We start from the raw sequence: 14,948 nt of genomic DNA on the forward strand, positions 1-14,948 counted from the left end.
CCGGCTACTTTTCGATGTACCCTTTTTCTTCCAAAAAGCGGATCACCTGCTCGACAGCCTGTTCCAGCGGCTGTTTGTGGGTTTCCACGACAAGTTCCGGATGTTCCGGGGCTTCATAAGGGGCATCTATACCGGTAAAATTTTGTATTTCCCCATTGCGGGCTTTTTTGTATAAGCCTTTCGGGTCCCGCTGTTCACATTCTTCCAGCGGGCAGTTCACGTAAATCTCTACGAATTCATTATCTTCGACCAGTTCGCGCACCATGTCCCTGTCAGCACGGTACGGTGAAATGAACGCCGTCAGCACCATTACGCCGGCATCCACGAACAGTTTTGACACCTCTCCGATGCGGCGGATATTTTCTTTCCGGTCTTCCGGGGAAAACCCGAGATTTTTATTCAACCCGTGGCGGATATTATCGCCATCGAGGATATACGTGCGGATCCCCCGCCCGTGGAGTTCCTGTTCAACGGCGACGGACAGCGTTGATTTCCCCGCACCGGATAACCCGGTAAACCAGAGGACTGCGCTGGAGTGCCCGTTTAACCTCCGGCGGTCTTCTTTTTTAATTTGGGTTTCATGCCATGTGATATTGGTTGCTTTCGCCATGCGGCCGGTTCCCTCCTTATGATTTGCGGACGTTTAATTGTGCACTTTCATCCCTTTGATCAGCACTTCTGCCACTTCCGGCCGGGAAAATTCTTTCGGCGGTTTTTGGCCGGCGCGCAGCATTTCGCGCACTTTTGTCCCGCTCAAATGAATATGGTCTTCTTTTCCGTGCGGACAGGTTTTCGTTGTGGCCATATTGCCGCATTTCGTGCAGTAAAACGCATGCTCAAATTTTAAAATGGTGATGCCCAGTTCCTGCTCCACAGTGCTGATCAGTTCCTGTGCTTCATACGTCCCATAGTAATCGCCGACACCGGCATGGTCCCGGCCGACAATGAAATGGGTGCAGCCGTAATTTTTACGGACGAGCGCATGCAGGATTGCTTCCCGCGGGCCTGCATAGCGCATGGCGGCAGGGTAAATAACAAGGCGCACACGATCTTTTGGATAATAATGTTTCAAAATCACTTCGTAACTTTCCATCCGGATATCCGCCGGAATATCATCGCTTTTCGTCTCGCCGACAAGCGGGTTTAAAAGCAGCCCGTCAACGATTTCAAGCGCGCTTTTCTGAATGTATTCATGGGCGCGGTGGACCGGGTTGCGCGTCTGGAAGCCGACAATCGTTTTCCAGCCGAGGGATGCGAACAATGCCCTTGTTTCTTTCGGATCTTTATAATAAGCGGCAAACTCGTCATGATTCGGGCGGTTTAAAAGCGTAACCGGCCCTGCAAGATACACATCCCCGTTTTCATATAAGCGTTTAACGCCGGGGTGCGCCGGGTCGGTTGTCCCGTACACGAGCCTTGCTTCCCGTTCTTTGTCCACTGTATACTTTTCTTCCAGTGTGAGCGTGCCGTAGATCACGCCGTCTGCACCTTTTAATGCGAGCGTTTCGCCGGTTTCAAACCTTTCCGCTTCCTCTTCTGTTACGGGAAGCGTGATCGGAATACTCCAGATAAGGCCGTTTGAAAGCCGCATATTTTCCACAACCGTTTCATAATCCTGCTTCCCCATAAACCCGGTCAGCGGGCTGAAGCCGCCGATACCGATCAGTTCCAGGTCGGAGATGCTCCAGTCGGAAACGGTTAATGCCGGTAATTGTTCTGCCTGTTTTAAAGCTTCCGCACTGTGGTTTTCCCGGTTTACCAATATACCGCCGTGCGGGATGCTCGTTGAAAAAGCCATGTTCCAATTTCCTCCACTCGTTTGCATTTTTCCTATAAAAACAATTGGAATACTTCCGTAATATTTATTTTAGCATTAAACAGATTATTTTTGCATTTATTTTTTTGCAGATCTTGGCGGATCACGGTACAGCTCGCCGTAATCATTTAAATAATCCTGGTATAGCTTCTCGACCGCTCATGATATGCCCTGGACTGAAAGACTTCCTTCAAGGGCAAGCAAGTATCTCCGTGATGTCTACACGCTGCATCAAATCGTCAAGGCTTGTTTGCAGTGCCGGGGGAAGAAAAGATTGATTTTCTGCCTCAGCTTCGTTTCGTCTTCCAGCTATGGCAAATGAAAGGTGCCGGCAATTTAAAGTGACAATCAAGTGTATGATCAAACCGTTCTTCGTGTGAAAAAATGATCCGCTTTAATCCGTAAGTTCGGATGGAGAATGGGTCCTAAGTTGCCGCTGGCGGAGATCGCAATTCCATTATGAAGATGCTTAAAAAATGATGAACAAGTTAGCCAGTGCCTTAGCTTCCCTGTTTCCGCGCTTTGTTTACCTGCAGCCATCAAGGGAAAATAGAATGCTGACAGTACATATAAGAAAGGAAGGAAGGAAGGTCCATGAAACGATTCAGCCGTTTGCTTCAGTACATCCTGCCGGCCGCCCTCCTTTGTGCGCTTGTTCCGGGCCGACCCCTGGCTGCATCTGAAAAAGGGACCATTGTTGTCGTGTCTTTTGACGGCATGAAAAACGATTATGTCCACGAACATAAAAAGGAACTGCCGCATTTAAACAAAATTATGAAGCATGGATTTGATGCCAAAGACATTACAGCGGTTTATCCGTCCCTCACCGCCGCCTCCCATGCTTCCATTGCAACAGGGGCCAAACCGGAGAAAACCGGCCTGGTCAGCAACGCATTTCACAATAAAAATTTTAAACTGACGGAAACAGAGGACGCCTTCTGGTCTGCACTGGACGTCCCGGCCATCTGGTCTGAAGGACGGAAACACGGAAAAGTGACGGCGACGATCTGCTTTCCCGGCTCCAACCCGGAAGTTTCAAAGGCGCATGCCGATTACGCCATCTATTACAAGGATACTTTTGCAAAAAGTGACCTTGTCCATCTTACATTCCGTCCCGCCAAAGGATGGAACAATGCCCCGAAAAGCCGGAAACCGCTAAAAGAAGCCGTTTACCGGTTAAAACTTAAGGGAGCAAAGAACCGGACCATTCATGTGCTGGCTGCCGCTCTTCACCATGATGCGTATGACCTTTTCTATTTTTCGGACAACAAAACGATTGAAGATAAAGATGCGCGAGTGGGTGTCAATCAATGGGGCAGTTTCACGTTAAATGAAAATCATCAACCGGCCGGCTTCTGGTTCAAGATGAAAAAAACCGACCGCACCCTGTCGAAAGCGGAAATGTACCGGACAGCGGTCACATCTGCATCAATCAAGGGACCGGGGGATTTTGCCAAAACGATAAACAGCCTGTTCGGATTTTTCCCTGTGGATGAAGACTTGGCTGCCTTCAAAAAAGGCTGGATTACCCGGACAGAATATGAAGACATCTCCACCCGCTTTGCCCAATGGGTGCAAAATGTCTCCTTATTCATTAAGGATCGCTATAAACCGGATCTGCTCATGTTTTATGAGCCGCAAATCGACCATGAAGAACATGCCTATTTGTCAACAGACCCGCGCCAGTCCGGCTATTCCGATAAAAAAGCAAAAACATATGCGGCCCGGGTCCGTTGGGCGTATCAATTGGCCGACCATACAGTTGGAAAAACATTGCAGTCACTTGGGGAAAATGACAAATTGTTTGTTGTGTCAGACCACGGCATGGAACCGATGCACACTGGGCTCTCTCCGAATTACGAGCTTAAAAAACACGGTCTGCTTGTTTTAAAGAAAAACGGAGAAATTGATTTGAACCGGACAAAATCGTATGCAGTTGCTTCTGGCACGATGGCCCATGTCTACATCAATTTGAAAGGAAGTAAGAAAGGCGGAATTGTTTCTAAACAAGATTACGGGAATGTGCAGCAGGAGGTGGCAAAAATCTTTTCGTCTGTCCGCGACCCGCGCATCCTTGCTTCAAAATCCAAACTGGCGGGTTTCTATCTTTCGGACTGGTGGCAAGGCATAACAAACGGGCATAGCAGCTGGTCCACTACAAAAGAAACGGTATCGTCCCTGTATGATACGGTAAAAAATGACCCGGCCCGGCCGTACGAGTCCGTGATCAAAGCGCAAAGCAAAAAAAGTGAGTGGTTTCACCACCCGCATGCCGGTGATGTGACGCTTGTCGCAGCGAGAGGTTACATGATGGATTCGGACATCTCTTCCTCTTTCCATGCCCCGTCCGAACTTAGAAACCACGGTGGCAACCCGGAAAGGAGTGATCTGCGCCCGGTTCTGCTTGCATACGGAAAGGACATTCCGCATAAAAAGGTATCGCGCCGGCTTTCTTTAATCGACATTGCCCCGACGCTTTACCGGATGATGAACGTGCCTGCGCCTTTCTTTGTGGACGGGAAGGAAATAAAAGAACTGGTGCCATAATGGCGGGAGAGAGGGCAAAGCCGCTGCTTACGGCGGCTTTGCTGTTTTTTTATCGTTGATGTTTAAAATGTAGTCGAAGGATTATCAATTTTATCATCTTTACAAAATATTTATATGCTCAATTATTATTCAGGAGATGCTAGAACGAGCGTGCCCCCATATAAATAACCATATTATTTTCTATTCCAAAAACGTTGCTGAGCGATAGCAGAGACAAACTCCTCACCGAAGTAAGGATTATTTGCGGCAAAAACGACCCCGAGTAAGTTATTCTTCTCTGTTGCTTTAATATAAGTATGTGCAGTTGTTGCAACACCAATCGGTTTATAATATTTGTATGCTTCACTTACAAAACGCATGATATCCTGACTGAACCTTGTTTCATTTCCGGAACTTCCGCCAACGATATAGAGTGAATCAAACAGGTTGGGATTTGTTGTTAGAAATGTTTTATTCACTTTGAATTTCGTGCCATCTGTCCCTGTCACCGTTCCAAACTTTTCGCCAACAAATTCGATAAAAACACCATATTTCCGCAAAAGACCAATGACAGTTTTTACCTCTTTCCCATTAAAATGATTGCCGATCAGAACGCCCACTTTAAGCGAATATGGATATTTTGGCGTATTCATCATGCTAAGAGCCGGGGAACTTGCTGTAACTGGAACTTGCACCCCGCTCGGACGATTCACACCAACATATTCAGCAATAGTGGTTGCCAAACCTTCATCAACATTGGCAAACATATCAACGCCTTGCTGGCGAACTGATTGGCTTTTCACGTTTCCGAGCTGAAAGCAAAATGCTTGTGTAATATGCTTCTCAACAGACGACATACTATTCCAAACCAGTCTGGCCTGCGAAAAGTAATCTTTAAACGATTTACTTTCCGCTTTAATCTTGTGCCCCTCTACCTTCTCCTTGTAATGCACATAACCTCCTTCTGCCGGACTGGAAGTGGCAGGAGTATTATGCGCTAAGGAATTTTTATGATAGTTTATTTTTCCAACATTGATTTTTTGTTGCATATACCCGCCTTGCTGGTTATTGTGAACCGGGCAGATGGGACGATTGATCGGTATTTCATTGAAGTTTGGCCCGCCAAGTCGGTGCATATGTGTATCCCGATAAGCAAATAATCTGCCTTGTAAAACCGGATCATTGGAAAAATCTATTCCTGGGATCACATTTGCTGGATTAAACGCTACCTGTTCTACCTCCGCAAAGAAATTATCAACATTTTTATTTAATGTCATTTTCCCGATAATTTCTACGGGAACCATTTCTTCCGGCCATAATTTGGTAGGGTCTAAAATATCGAAACCATACTTAAATTCATCATCCTCATCAATCATTTGTACACCTAATTCAAATACAGGGTAAGCTCCAAGATCAATGGACTCCCACAGGTCTCTTCGATGGAAGTCGGGGTCCACCCCACCAATAATTTGCGCTTCATCGATTAGTAATGAATGAACGCCAAGGACAGGCTTCCAATGAAATCTTACAAAAGTAGCTTTTCCATCATCGTTTACAAATCGAAAGGTATTAATACTGAACCCTTGCATCATTCGCCAACTTCTGGGAGCGGTTCGATCAGACATTGCCCACATAATGAAATGAGCAGAAGATTGATTATTCGCAACAAAATCCCAAAAATGATCATGAGCGGGTGAGGCTTGTGGGATATCATTATGTGGCTCCGGATTAAGCGCATGTATCGCATCCGCTAACTTAAAGGCATCGTTAAGAATGAATACAGGGAATGAGAGCGCTAATAAATCGTAATTCCCTTCCCTTGTATAAAACTTGGTTGAAAAGCCGCGTGGACCCAATGTCGTATCACTTGAGCCTTTATTTCCTTGCATGTTGGAAAACCTAACAAATACGGGTGTCTTTTCCCCGGGTTTCTGTAGAAAGCAAGCTTTTGTATATTGTTTCATTGATCTATACAATTCAAATTCTCCATGTGCCCCGAAACCTCTTGCTTGAACAACTCTTTCCGGTATCCGTTCATGGTCAAAATGCATCTGTTTTTCAAAAAAATAAAAGTCTCCATTAATGTAGGGCCGCGGACTCCAGCTTTTAAAGTCTGTTCATCATTTGAAATCTTTACTGACTCATTGGTTGTAAGTTTCTTACCTACATTGTTAACACGGAACTGTTCTAGTTGCTCATCCTTTCTATTCACGCTCACTTTCTTCCTGTCGTTTGTTGCTTCATCCATGTGATCACCCTTCACAAATAAACTTCAAACTAATATATTCATACGTTGCAATCCGGTAAATTATGCCGGATCACCCTTTTCAATCTACAAGGAGCAACTTGTCCCAGTATTGCTTGAATATCTAAGATATGAACTATCTCCTCTCGAATCTTTTCGGTACGGAAGTTTATTGTTATAACAGTCTTTTTGCATTTGCTGCGTCACATGTGGTCACGGGTTTTTTTGGACATAAAAAAGACCCTCCCCACATAAGTGAAGAGAGCCTTTGAAGTGCCAATAATTTAACGTTTCGAGAACTGAGGTGCACGACGAGCGCCTTTGAGACCGTATTTCTTCCGTTCTTTCATACGGGCGTCACGTGTCAGAAGGCCTGCGCGTTTTAACACTGCACGGTATTCAGGATCAGCCTGCAGCAATGCGCGGGCAATACCGTGGCGGATTGCGCCAGCTTGGCCTGTGAAACCGCCGCCTCTTACGTTTACGAGAACATCGTAGCTGCCGTTTGTTTCTGTTATATTCAATGGTTGTTTAATCACTTCAACTAAAGCTTCGAACGGAATGTAATCTTTTACATCACGCCCGTTCACCGTAATATTGCCATTTCCAGGAACTAAGCGGACACGTGCAACAGAACTTTTGCGGCGTCCAGTTCCGGCGTATTGTACTTGTGCCAAAATAATGCCCTCCTTTTAAAATTATCCGCGAAGTTCGTAAACTTCCGGTTTTTGTGCTTCATGCGGATGCTCTGTACCAGCATACACATGTAATTTTTTAAACATTTGGCGTCCAAGAGAACCTTTCGGAAGCATGCCTTTAATAGCCAGTTCCAGCATTTTTTCCGGATATTTCGTTCGCATTTCGCCTGCTGTACGTTGTTTCAAACCGCCTGCAAACTGGCTGTGACGGTAGTAAATTTTGTCTTCCAGTTTTTTGCCTGTCAATTCTATTTTAGAAGCATTCAGGATGATCACATGATCGCCCGTATCCACGTGCGGTGTGAAAGTTGGTTTATGTTTGCCGCGTAAAATGGATGCCACTTCAGAAGCGAGGCGCCCAAGGGTTTTGCCTTCAGCATCCACTACGTACCATTTACGTTCAACGTCGTTTGCTTTTGCCATATAAGTCGTACGCATGAGTTACCCTCCTAAAAAATATTCACAAAAACACAGTCATGATCTATTGTCATTATCACAATAAGTTTCCGGGGCTTATCGTGGAGTTAAAAAACAATACCATAGGTTATAATATCGTTTTGGGGCAAGAATGTCAAGTGAATGTTACGCCTGGCCCGGTTGTTTTTATCTTCTTTTGATCATGCGGATTCATGCTCCGTCAATAAGATACTTTCCATAAATACAACCCTTCCGGCGCCGCGGTTTTGCCCGCATAAATCCGGTTCCGTTTTTCAAGGATTTCGCGCATTTCACCGGGGTCGCGTTTGCCACTTCCGATTTCAAGCAAAGTGCCGGTTAAGATCCGTACCATATTGTATAAAAAACCGTTTCCTTTAAAACAGATCACCAATTCATCGTCCTGCTGCAAAAACCGAATCTCTTTTAACGTACGAATCTTGTCTTCCACCTCTGTTTTCGCTGAACAAAAACTCGTAAAATCATGGGTGCCGAGCACGGTCTCAGCTGCTGCTTCCATCGCCTCGATATCAAGCGAATACCAGACCCTTAACGCGTAACGGTGCTTAAACGGACTGCGGACATGAGAAAAATAGATCCGGTAGCGGTATTCCTTCTCTTTTACCGAGTAGCGGGCGTGAAAAGCAGGGTCCGCATATGCCGCTTTCGAGACCGAAATATCGCCTGGAAGCAGGCTGTTTAAAGCGGCCGGCCAGCTTGTTTCCGGAATAGAAAGATCCGTATCGAAATGGATCACCTGCCCCATCGCGTGCACGCCGGCATCCGTCCTTCCGGAAGCCGCCGTTTTCACGTGGCGGCCTTTATGAAGAGTGGCCAGCGCCTTTTCAATTTCCTGCTGGACCGTCCGCTGCCCCGGCTGGACCTGGTACCCCGCGAATCGGGAACCATCGTAACTGACCGTACATTTTACGCGCTTCATAAAATCCCCCCGTCACGGAACAGCACGAGCAGGACAATAACGACGGCCAGCGCACAAATGGACAGCGTATCAGCCGTACGCCAGACGAGCAGGCGGTATTTCGTCCGCCCCTCCCCGCCCTGGTAACCCCGGGCCTCCATTGCCGTTGCCAGCTCTTCCGCACGTTTGAACGAACTGACAAACAGCGGAATTAATAGAGGAATAATGGCTTTCACCCGGTCTTTTATACTCCCGCCGGAAAAATCGACACCCCGGGCCATCTGCGCCTTCATGATTTTTTCCGTCTCGTCCATTAATGTCGGAATAAACCGCAGGGAAATGGACATCATTAATGCCAGTTCATGGACCGGAAATTTTACTTTCCGGAGCGGCGCAAGCAGCATTTCAATCCCGTCTGTCAGCGAAATCGGCGTTGTCGTCAGCGTCAAAAGCGATGTTAAAAAGATCAGCAGCATAAACCTGAGCGAAATAAACACACCCTGCCGGATCCCTTCACTATAAATATGAATAAATGCATAATGGAAAACAAGGCTGCCCTCGCGATTGAAAAATAGCTGCAGAAAAAAAGTAAAAATGACCAGCCATAAAATCGGCAATAACCCTTTAATAAAAAAGCGGACAGGAACTCTTGAAACCAGCATCACAAGCAAGGTAAAGATTACCAGAATCCCGTAGGTGACCGCATTATTGGCCAAAAATACAATACAAATAAAGACAAATACAAAAATCAATTTTGAACGTGGATCCATCCGGTGAATGACGGAATCGCCCGGAATATAGCGCCCGAAAATCATTTTTTCCATCATACGCGCCCACCCCGTTTCAAAACCGATTGCAATGCTTCCGCAAGTTCTTCCACTGTCAGGCATGTCTTATTGAACTTCATACCGGTTTTTTCCTCGAGCATCGTCTGGAAGCGGACAATCTCCGGCACGCTTAATCCCCATTTTTCAAGCAATCCAGGATCGGAAAAGATGTCACGGGGTGCGCCTTTTTTCATCAATTTCCCCTGATGCAAAATGACGAGTTCATCGGCATATAGGGCGGCATCTTCCATGCTGTGGGTAACAAGCACAGTCGTTAAATGCTTCTTCTGGTGCAATTCGTAAAACATGCCCATCATCTCGTGGCGCCCGCGCGGATCAAGCCCGGCAGTCGGCTCGTCCAGCACAAGCACGTCCGGTTCCATCGCAAGCACACCAGCGATGGCAACTCGCCGCATTTGCCCGCCTGACAGGTCAAACGGCGATTTTGCAAGAATCTCTTCTGAAAGCCCGACAAGCCGGATGAGCTCCCTCGCCCGCTGTTTCGCTTCTTTTTCCGGAACGCCGAAATTCTTCGGGCCGAAACAGATGTCTTTTTCCACCGTTTCTTCAAACAGCTGGTGTTCAGGAAACTGGAACACAATCCCGACTTTTTGCCGGATCGCCTTCAAGTTTTTTTCCTTTTTTCCGGCTTCAATCACCCGGCTGCCGATTGTTACTTTTCCTTTTGTCGGCTGAAGCAGGGCATTCAAATGCTGCAGCAGCGTCGATTTACCTGAGCCGGTATGCCCGATCACGGCGATATAGCGGCCGGACGGGATGGCGAGGGAAATGTCATAGAGTGCAAGCCTTTCAAACGGCGTATTCGGCTGATACCGGTATTCTACTTGTTCAAATGCAATGTCCATAGTGCATCCACCAATTCTTCATCTGTTAAATAAATTTCCGGTAAGTCCAAGCCCCTTGCTTTTAGCGCTTTTGCCATTTTGACCGGGAACGGAATATCAAGGCCAAGCACAGTCAATGTCTCATCCATTTGAAAAATGTCACGCGGTGTGCCTTCCCGGTAGACCTCGCCGCGGTTCATCACGATCATCCGTTCCGCCTGGGCAGCTTCTTCAAGATCATGGGTAATCGAAATGACGGTCAGCCCTGCTTCTTGTTTCAGCTGTCGAATCGTCTCCAGCACTTCTTTGCGGCCGACCGGATCGAGCATGGACGTGGCTTCATCCAAAATGATCACTTCCGGCTTTAGCGCGATGATCCCGGCGATCGCCACCCGTTGTTTTTGCCCGCCTGATAAATGGTGCGGTTCGCGGTCCACAAAGTCCGACATCCGCACCCGCTTTAAGGCATCATGGACGCGTTTCACCATTTCCTCACGCGGCACACCGTGATTTTCCAGCCCGAATGCGACATCATCCTGAACGGTTGTACCGACAAACTGGTTGTCGGGATTTTGAAACACCATGCCGACGCGCCTTCTGATCTCCCAGACATTTTCATCCGACAACTTGAGGCCGGAAACCGTTATCGTGCCCTTTCCGGGAAACTGCAAGCCGTTTAAGAGCCTCGCCAGCGTAGACTTTCCGGATCCGTTATGCCCGACAATGGCCAGCCACTCGCCTTTATAAACTTGAAAAGAAATATTTGTTAGTGCATACGTTTCCTGTTCCGGGTAACGGAAGGAAACCTGGTCGATGTCAATGATCACGTTCGTGCTGTCTGCCAATGCCGGATTCCTCCTCTGTAACCTGCTTTTTAGCACGGTTAAAACATGCTAAGCAATCCTTCGCTATTCTCTTCAACTTCATTTCCATCCTGATGGCGGCGCCGCAAAATTGCTTGGGTGTTTACCCAGCCTTTATGCGCCTCGCCACGCGTCAGCAACAGCCCGTTTACAAACGGCTTCTCTTCCGAACGATGATAACCAATGTTTCACCCGTTTGCTTGTATTTATATTTTACCGTATTGTCGTGCAGTTTGGCGGGTAAAATATCCCCATAATAAAAAAGCCTGCACCCCTCTTCAGTGTAGACGTTAACAATCCGGCGCACAGAAATAAAAAGGGGTGCAAGAGCTAGACGGGCACAAAATGCGCCCATCGTAACACTCACAGTTTATTGCATCACACATAAACGAAAAGGTTTTGCAATCACAGACTGTCCTAGAGCTGCTGCAATTACAAACCGAAAAAAGATAGAAAAAGGGCAAAGAAGCAGTTAAGAACCTTTCAACTGTCCAGCCCTCAAGAAAATCATTCGTTTACTTGCTCTTGATCTTGCTCTTGATTCTGATCTTGCTTTTCTTTTTCAACGAATTCAATAATGGCAACCGGTGCACCATCTCCGCGGCGCGGGCCTACTTTCAAGATGCGGGTGTAGCCGCCCCGGCGATCCGCGTAACGTTCTGCAATGACCGAGAATAATTTTTGAACAGCATCCTGTTTTGTTTCTTCGTCAGCTGTTTCATGGCGTACAAATGCAGCAGCCTGGCGACGGGCATGAAGATCACCGCGTTTTCCAAGCGTAACTAATTTTTCAACAACCGAGCGTAATTCTTTTGCGCGTGCTTCAGTTGTTTCGATACGTTCATTAATGATAAGGTCTGTTGCCAAATCGCGCAGTAATGCTTTACGTTGGGCGCTTGTGCGTCCTAACTTTCTGTAAGGCATGAAGTTCCCTCCCTTATGTTGGATTAATCGCTTTGCCTTCTAACCGGCTCAGTCGTCTTTACGCAAACCCAAGCCCAAATCTTCGAGCTTTGCTTTGACTTCTTCAAGGGACTTGCGGCCAAGATTCCGGACTTTCATCATATCTTCTTCCGTTTTATTGGCCAGTTCCTGAACGGTATTAATGCCGGCACGTTTCAGGCAGTTATAAGAACGGACTGAAAGATCAAGTTCCTCAATTGTCATTTCAAGCACTTTTTCTTTCTGGTCTTCTTCTTTTTCCACCATAATTTCCGCATTTTGTGCTTCATCTGTCAGTCCGACGAAGATGTTCAAATGCTCGGTTAAAATTTTGGCGCCCAAAGCAATTGCTTCTTTCGGGCCGATGCTCCCGTCAGTCGTGACATCCAGTGAGAGCTTATCATAATTGCTGATTTGCCCTACCCGGGTATTTTCGACCTGGTAGTTCACGCGTTGAACCGGGGTATAAATAGAATCTATTGGAATGACACCAATTGGATGGTCTTCCCGCTTATTTTGATCAGCAGGAACATAGCCGCGGCCTTGGTTGGCGGTCATGCGCATACGCAAATGCCCGTTTTCGGCAACCGTCGCAATATAGAGATCCGGATTTAAAATCTCCACATCGCTGTCATGCGTAATATCGGCTGCTGTCACAGCGCCTTCTCCCTGCACATCAATCTCAAGCGTTTTTTCCTCATCGGAATAGATTTTTAATGCCAGCTTTTTGAGGTTCAAAATAATGCTGGTCACATCTTCAACAACGCCTTCAACTGTCGAGAATTCGTGCATCACGCCATCGATTTGGATGGAAGTGACAGCGGCACCCGGGAGTGAGGATAATAGGATACGACGTAAGGAGTTACCCAAAGTAGTACCATATCCACGCTCAAGCGGTTCTATGACGAACTTGCCATAAGTAGCGTCATCGCTGACCTCAACCGTTTCAATTTTTGGCTTTTCAATTTCAATCATTCAAATTAACCCTCCTTCAAAACGTCGAAACCCCGTATAGCACCCCAGAAAGAGCCCTATTCGAAATTCCCCATGCAAAATTCCCTATTATGCATAACAACTGGATCATTCAAATCATTTTTTTTGCAGATTATGCATCATATCCCATTATTGACAAGGATACAAAATCTATACAAAAAGAATCAGACACGGCGACGTTTTGGCGGGCGGCAACCATTATGCGGCACAGGTGTTACGTCTTTAATGGCTGTAACTTCAAGCCCGGCAGCCTGCAGGGCACGGATGGCGGCTTCACGGCCTGCACCAGGTCCTTTTACAGTTACTTCCAAAGACTTCATCCCATGTTCCATCGATGCTTTCGCGGCTGTTTCAGCAGCCATTTGTGCAGCAAACGGCGTTGATTTACGGGAACCTTTGAAACCGAGCGCACCGGCACTGGACCATGCAACAGCATTCCCATGCACATCCGTGATCGTAACGATTGTATTGTTAAAAGTGGAACGAATATGAGCGACTCCTGATTCAATATTCTTTCTTACGCGGCGTTTACGCGTATTTGTTCTGCGTGCCATATGAACAACCTCCTTTGCTTATTATTTCTTCTTACCGGCAACCGTTTTACGCGGGCCTTTGCGTGTACGGGCATTGTTTTTTGTGTTTTGCCCGCGAACAGGAAGACCGCGGCGGTGGCGGAGACCTCTGTAAGATCCGATTTCCATCAGGCGTTTAATGTTCAGAGAAACTTCACGGCGAAGGTCTCCTTCTACTTTCAGCCTGTCCACGATGTCACGAATTTTGTTTACTTCATCCTCTGTTAAGTCGCGGACGCGTGTATCTTCAGAAATTCCGGCCTCAGCAAGAATTTTTTGTGCAGTTGATTTACCAATTCCGTAAATGTATGTTAAAGAAATAACAACACGTTTATCACGTGGAATGTCAACACCGGCAATACGAGCCATACAGGTGCACCTCCTTCAAATTTATCCTTGTTTTTGTTTGTGTTTCGGATTTTCACAGATTACCATTACTTTGCCTTTTCTGCGGATAACCTTGCATTTTTCGCAGATCGGCTTCACAGATGGTCTAACTTTCATGGTTTACCCTCCTTAATATACGGAGTACAAGCCCGGTACCTTTTTTCCAAACAGATTCCCCAGGCAGACTTTCCGTTTCACCGAAAAAGCCGTGTATCTACATTATTTAAAGCGGTACGTAATTCTACCGCGGGTCAAATCATACGGAGACAGTTCAACTGTTACTTTATCACCCGGCAAAATGCGGATAAAGTTCATCCGGATTTTTCCCGACACATGTGCAAGAACAGTGTGACCATTTTCTAATTCTACCTTAAACATGGCATTCGGCAAAGTTTCGCTCACAATGCCCTCAACTTCAATAACGTCATCTTTCGCCATCGAACTTTTCTCCCTCCTCCTAACATTTAGGACCTGGCAATGATACTTTTCCAAAACCTTAAAACGATCAGGCTCGCCAAAACTCCCTCTTCAGGAAGCGGTCGGCCTGCTGCATATTCACGTAAACCGGCTGATCCGAGGGGCCGGCAAGAGCTGATAAACGTTCCCAAGGTTACATGGTTCTTTCATGTCAGTCTTGACCAATCCCATGTCCGGCATACATGTGAACGAACGAAAGCCATTTGCACAGAATTGAATTGCATGAGAGACGTTCGAATGACGCTTACTGGCAATCCTGACAACGGAAGCCGCCTTCCTCATCTATTGATTACAAGTTAACGGATGAAGCAAATCGCCAATAAAACAGAGCCGTCATTTCACCCGTGAAATATCCAGCGGTGAAAATGCCACGAAAACCATTATAACCTTTTTAAGCGGAAAT

General features: G+C 46.6%; 15 protein-coding genes and 1 pseudogene. 1 reads left to right on the plus strand and 15 read right to left on the minus strand.

From position 1 onward, the window contains the following. Positions 1-4 precede the first annotated feature (4 nt). The gene (gene cysC, locus P9687_RS06510) at positions 5-610 is read right to left on the minus strand and encodes an adenylyl-sulfate kinase (protein ID WP_035189300.1); all 606 of its coding nucleotides are present in this window, start codon (positions 608-610) and stop codon (positions 5-7) included. Positions 611-643: 33 nt separating this feature from the next. Further along, a complete protein-coding gene (gene sat, locus P9687_RS06515; RefSeq protein ID WP_019722045.1) occupies positions 644-1,798 on the minus strand; it encodes a sulfate adenylyltransferase in 1,155 nt (384 codons plus the stop codon). A 612-nt stretch (positions 1,799-2,410) separates the two neighbouring features. On the opposite strand from sat, the gene P9687_RS06520 reads away from it, so the two are divergent. Continuing rightward, the gene (locus P9687_RS06520; RefSeq protein ID WP_035182948.1) at positions 2,411-4,363 is read left to right on the plus strand and encodes an alkaline phosphatase family protein; all 1,953 of its coding nucleotides are present in this window, start codon (positions 2,411-2,413) and stop codon (positions 4,361-4,363) included. A gap of 173 nt (positions 4,364-4,536) precedes the next feature. Here P9687_RS06520 and P9687_RS06525 read toward each other — a convergent pair. The 13 genes and pseudogenes from P9687_RS06525 to infA all read right to left on the minus strand — a co-directional run bounded on the left by P9687_RS06525 (position 4,537) and on the right by infA (position 14,506). Then, positions 4,537-6,590 (minus strand): annotated as a pseudogene (locus P9687_RS06525) (catalase). A gap of 281 nt (positions 6,591-6,871) precedes the next feature. Beyond that, positions 6,872-7,264 (minus strand): 30S ribosomal protein S9, encoded by a 393-nt coding sequence (rpsI, locus tag P9687_RS06530; protein ID WP_013858111.1) that lies wholly within the window; start codon positions 7,262-7,264, stop codon positions 6,872-6,874. A gap of 21 nt (positions 7,265-7,285) precedes the next feature. Further along, positions 7,286-7,723, minus strand: a complete 438-nt coding sequence (rplM, locus tag P9687_RS06535) for a 50S ribosomal protein L13 (RefSeq protein ID WP_026684511.1) — start codon at positions 7,721-7,723, stop codon at positions 7,286-7,288. 199 nt (positions 7,724-7,922) lie between these two features. After that, complete coding sequence (gene truA, locus P9687_RS06540) at positions 7,923-8,660, minus strand: tRNA pseudouridine(38-40) synthase TruA (RefSeq protein WP_035182950.1); 738 nt, start codon at positions 8,658-8,660, stop codon at positions 7,923-7,925. After that, positions 8,657-9,466 (minus strand): energy-coupling factor transporter transmembrane component T family protein, encoded by an 810-nt coding sequence (locus P9687_RS06545; RefSeq protein WP_014096482.1) that lies wholly within the window; start codon positions 9,464-9,466, stop codon positions 8,657-8,659. Before P9687_RS06545 ends, truA begins: the two co-directional genes overlap by 4 nt. Then, positions 9,463-10,332 carry an energy-coupling factor ABC transporter ATP-binding protein gene (locus P9687_RS06550; protein WP_014096483.1) on the minus strand — a complete coding sequence of 290 codons (870 nt, stop codon included), beginning with the start codon at positions 10,330-10,332 and terminating at the stop codon, positions 9,463-9,465. The genes P9687_RS06545 and P9687_RS06550 overlap by 4 nt, the downstream gene beginning before the upstream one ends. Continuing rightward, on the minus strand, positions 10,308-11,156 hold the full coding sequence (locus tag P9687_RS06555) for an energy-coupling factor ABC transporter ATP-binding protein (protein WP_328228660.1): 849 nt from the start codon (positions 11,154-11,156) through the stop codon (positions 10,308-10,310). Before P9687_RS06555 ends, P9687_RS06550 begins: the two co-directional genes overlap by 25 nt. Positions 11,157-11,681: 525 nt before the next feature. Continuing rightward, positions 11,682-12,098 carry a 50S ribosomal protein L17 gene (gene rplQ, locus P9687_RS06560; RefSeq protein WP_014096486.1) on the minus strand — a complete coding sequence of 139 codons (417 nt, stop codon included), beginning with the start codon at positions 12,096-12,098 and terminating at the stop codon, positions 11,682-11,684. 48 nt (positions 12,099-12,146) lie between these two features. Then, complete coding sequence (locus tag P9687_RS06565) at positions 12,147-13,091, minus strand: DNA-directed RNA polymerase subunit alpha (protein WP_014096487.1); 945 nt, start codon at positions 13,089-13,091, stop codon at positions 12,147-12,149. 182 nt (positions 13,092-13,273) lie between these two features. Then, on the minus strand, positions 13,274-13,663 hold the full coding sequence (gene rpsK, locus P9687_RS06570) for a 30S ribosomal protein S11 (protein ID WP_013858103.1): 390 nt from the start codon (positions 13,661-13,663) through the stop codon (positions 13,274-13,276). A 21-nt stretch (positions 13,664-13,684) separates the two neighbouring features. Continuing rightward, complete coding sequence (rpsM, locus tag P9687_RS06575; RefSeq protein WP_013858102.1) at positions 13,685-14,050, minus strand: 30S ribosomal protein S13; 366 nt, start codon at positions 14,048-14,050, stop codon at positions 13,685-13,687. A gap of 21 nt (positions 14,051-14,071) precedes the next feature. After that, entirely contained in the window at positions 14,072-14,185 is a 114-nt protein-coding gene (rpmJ, locus tag P9687_RS06580; RefSeq protein WP_003156543.1) for a 50S ribosomal protein L36, read from the minus strand. Between the two features lie 102 nt (positions 14,186-14,287). After that, positions 14,288-14,506 carry a translation initiation factor IF-1 gene (gene infA, locus P9687_RS06585; RefSeq protein WP_013858101.1) on the minus strand — a complete coding sequence of 73 codons (219 nt, stop codon included), beginning with the start codon at positions 14,504-14,506 and terminating at the stop codon, positions 14,288-14,290. Positions 14,507-14,948: the final 442 nt, after the last annotated feature.

Origin of the sequence: Weizmannia sp. CD-2023 (genome assembly GCF_036225245.1) — a bacterium.
In the GTDB taxonomy this organism is placed as follows: Bacteria; Bacillota; Bacilli; order Bacillales; family Bacillaceae_C; genus Weizmannia; species Weizmannia faecalis.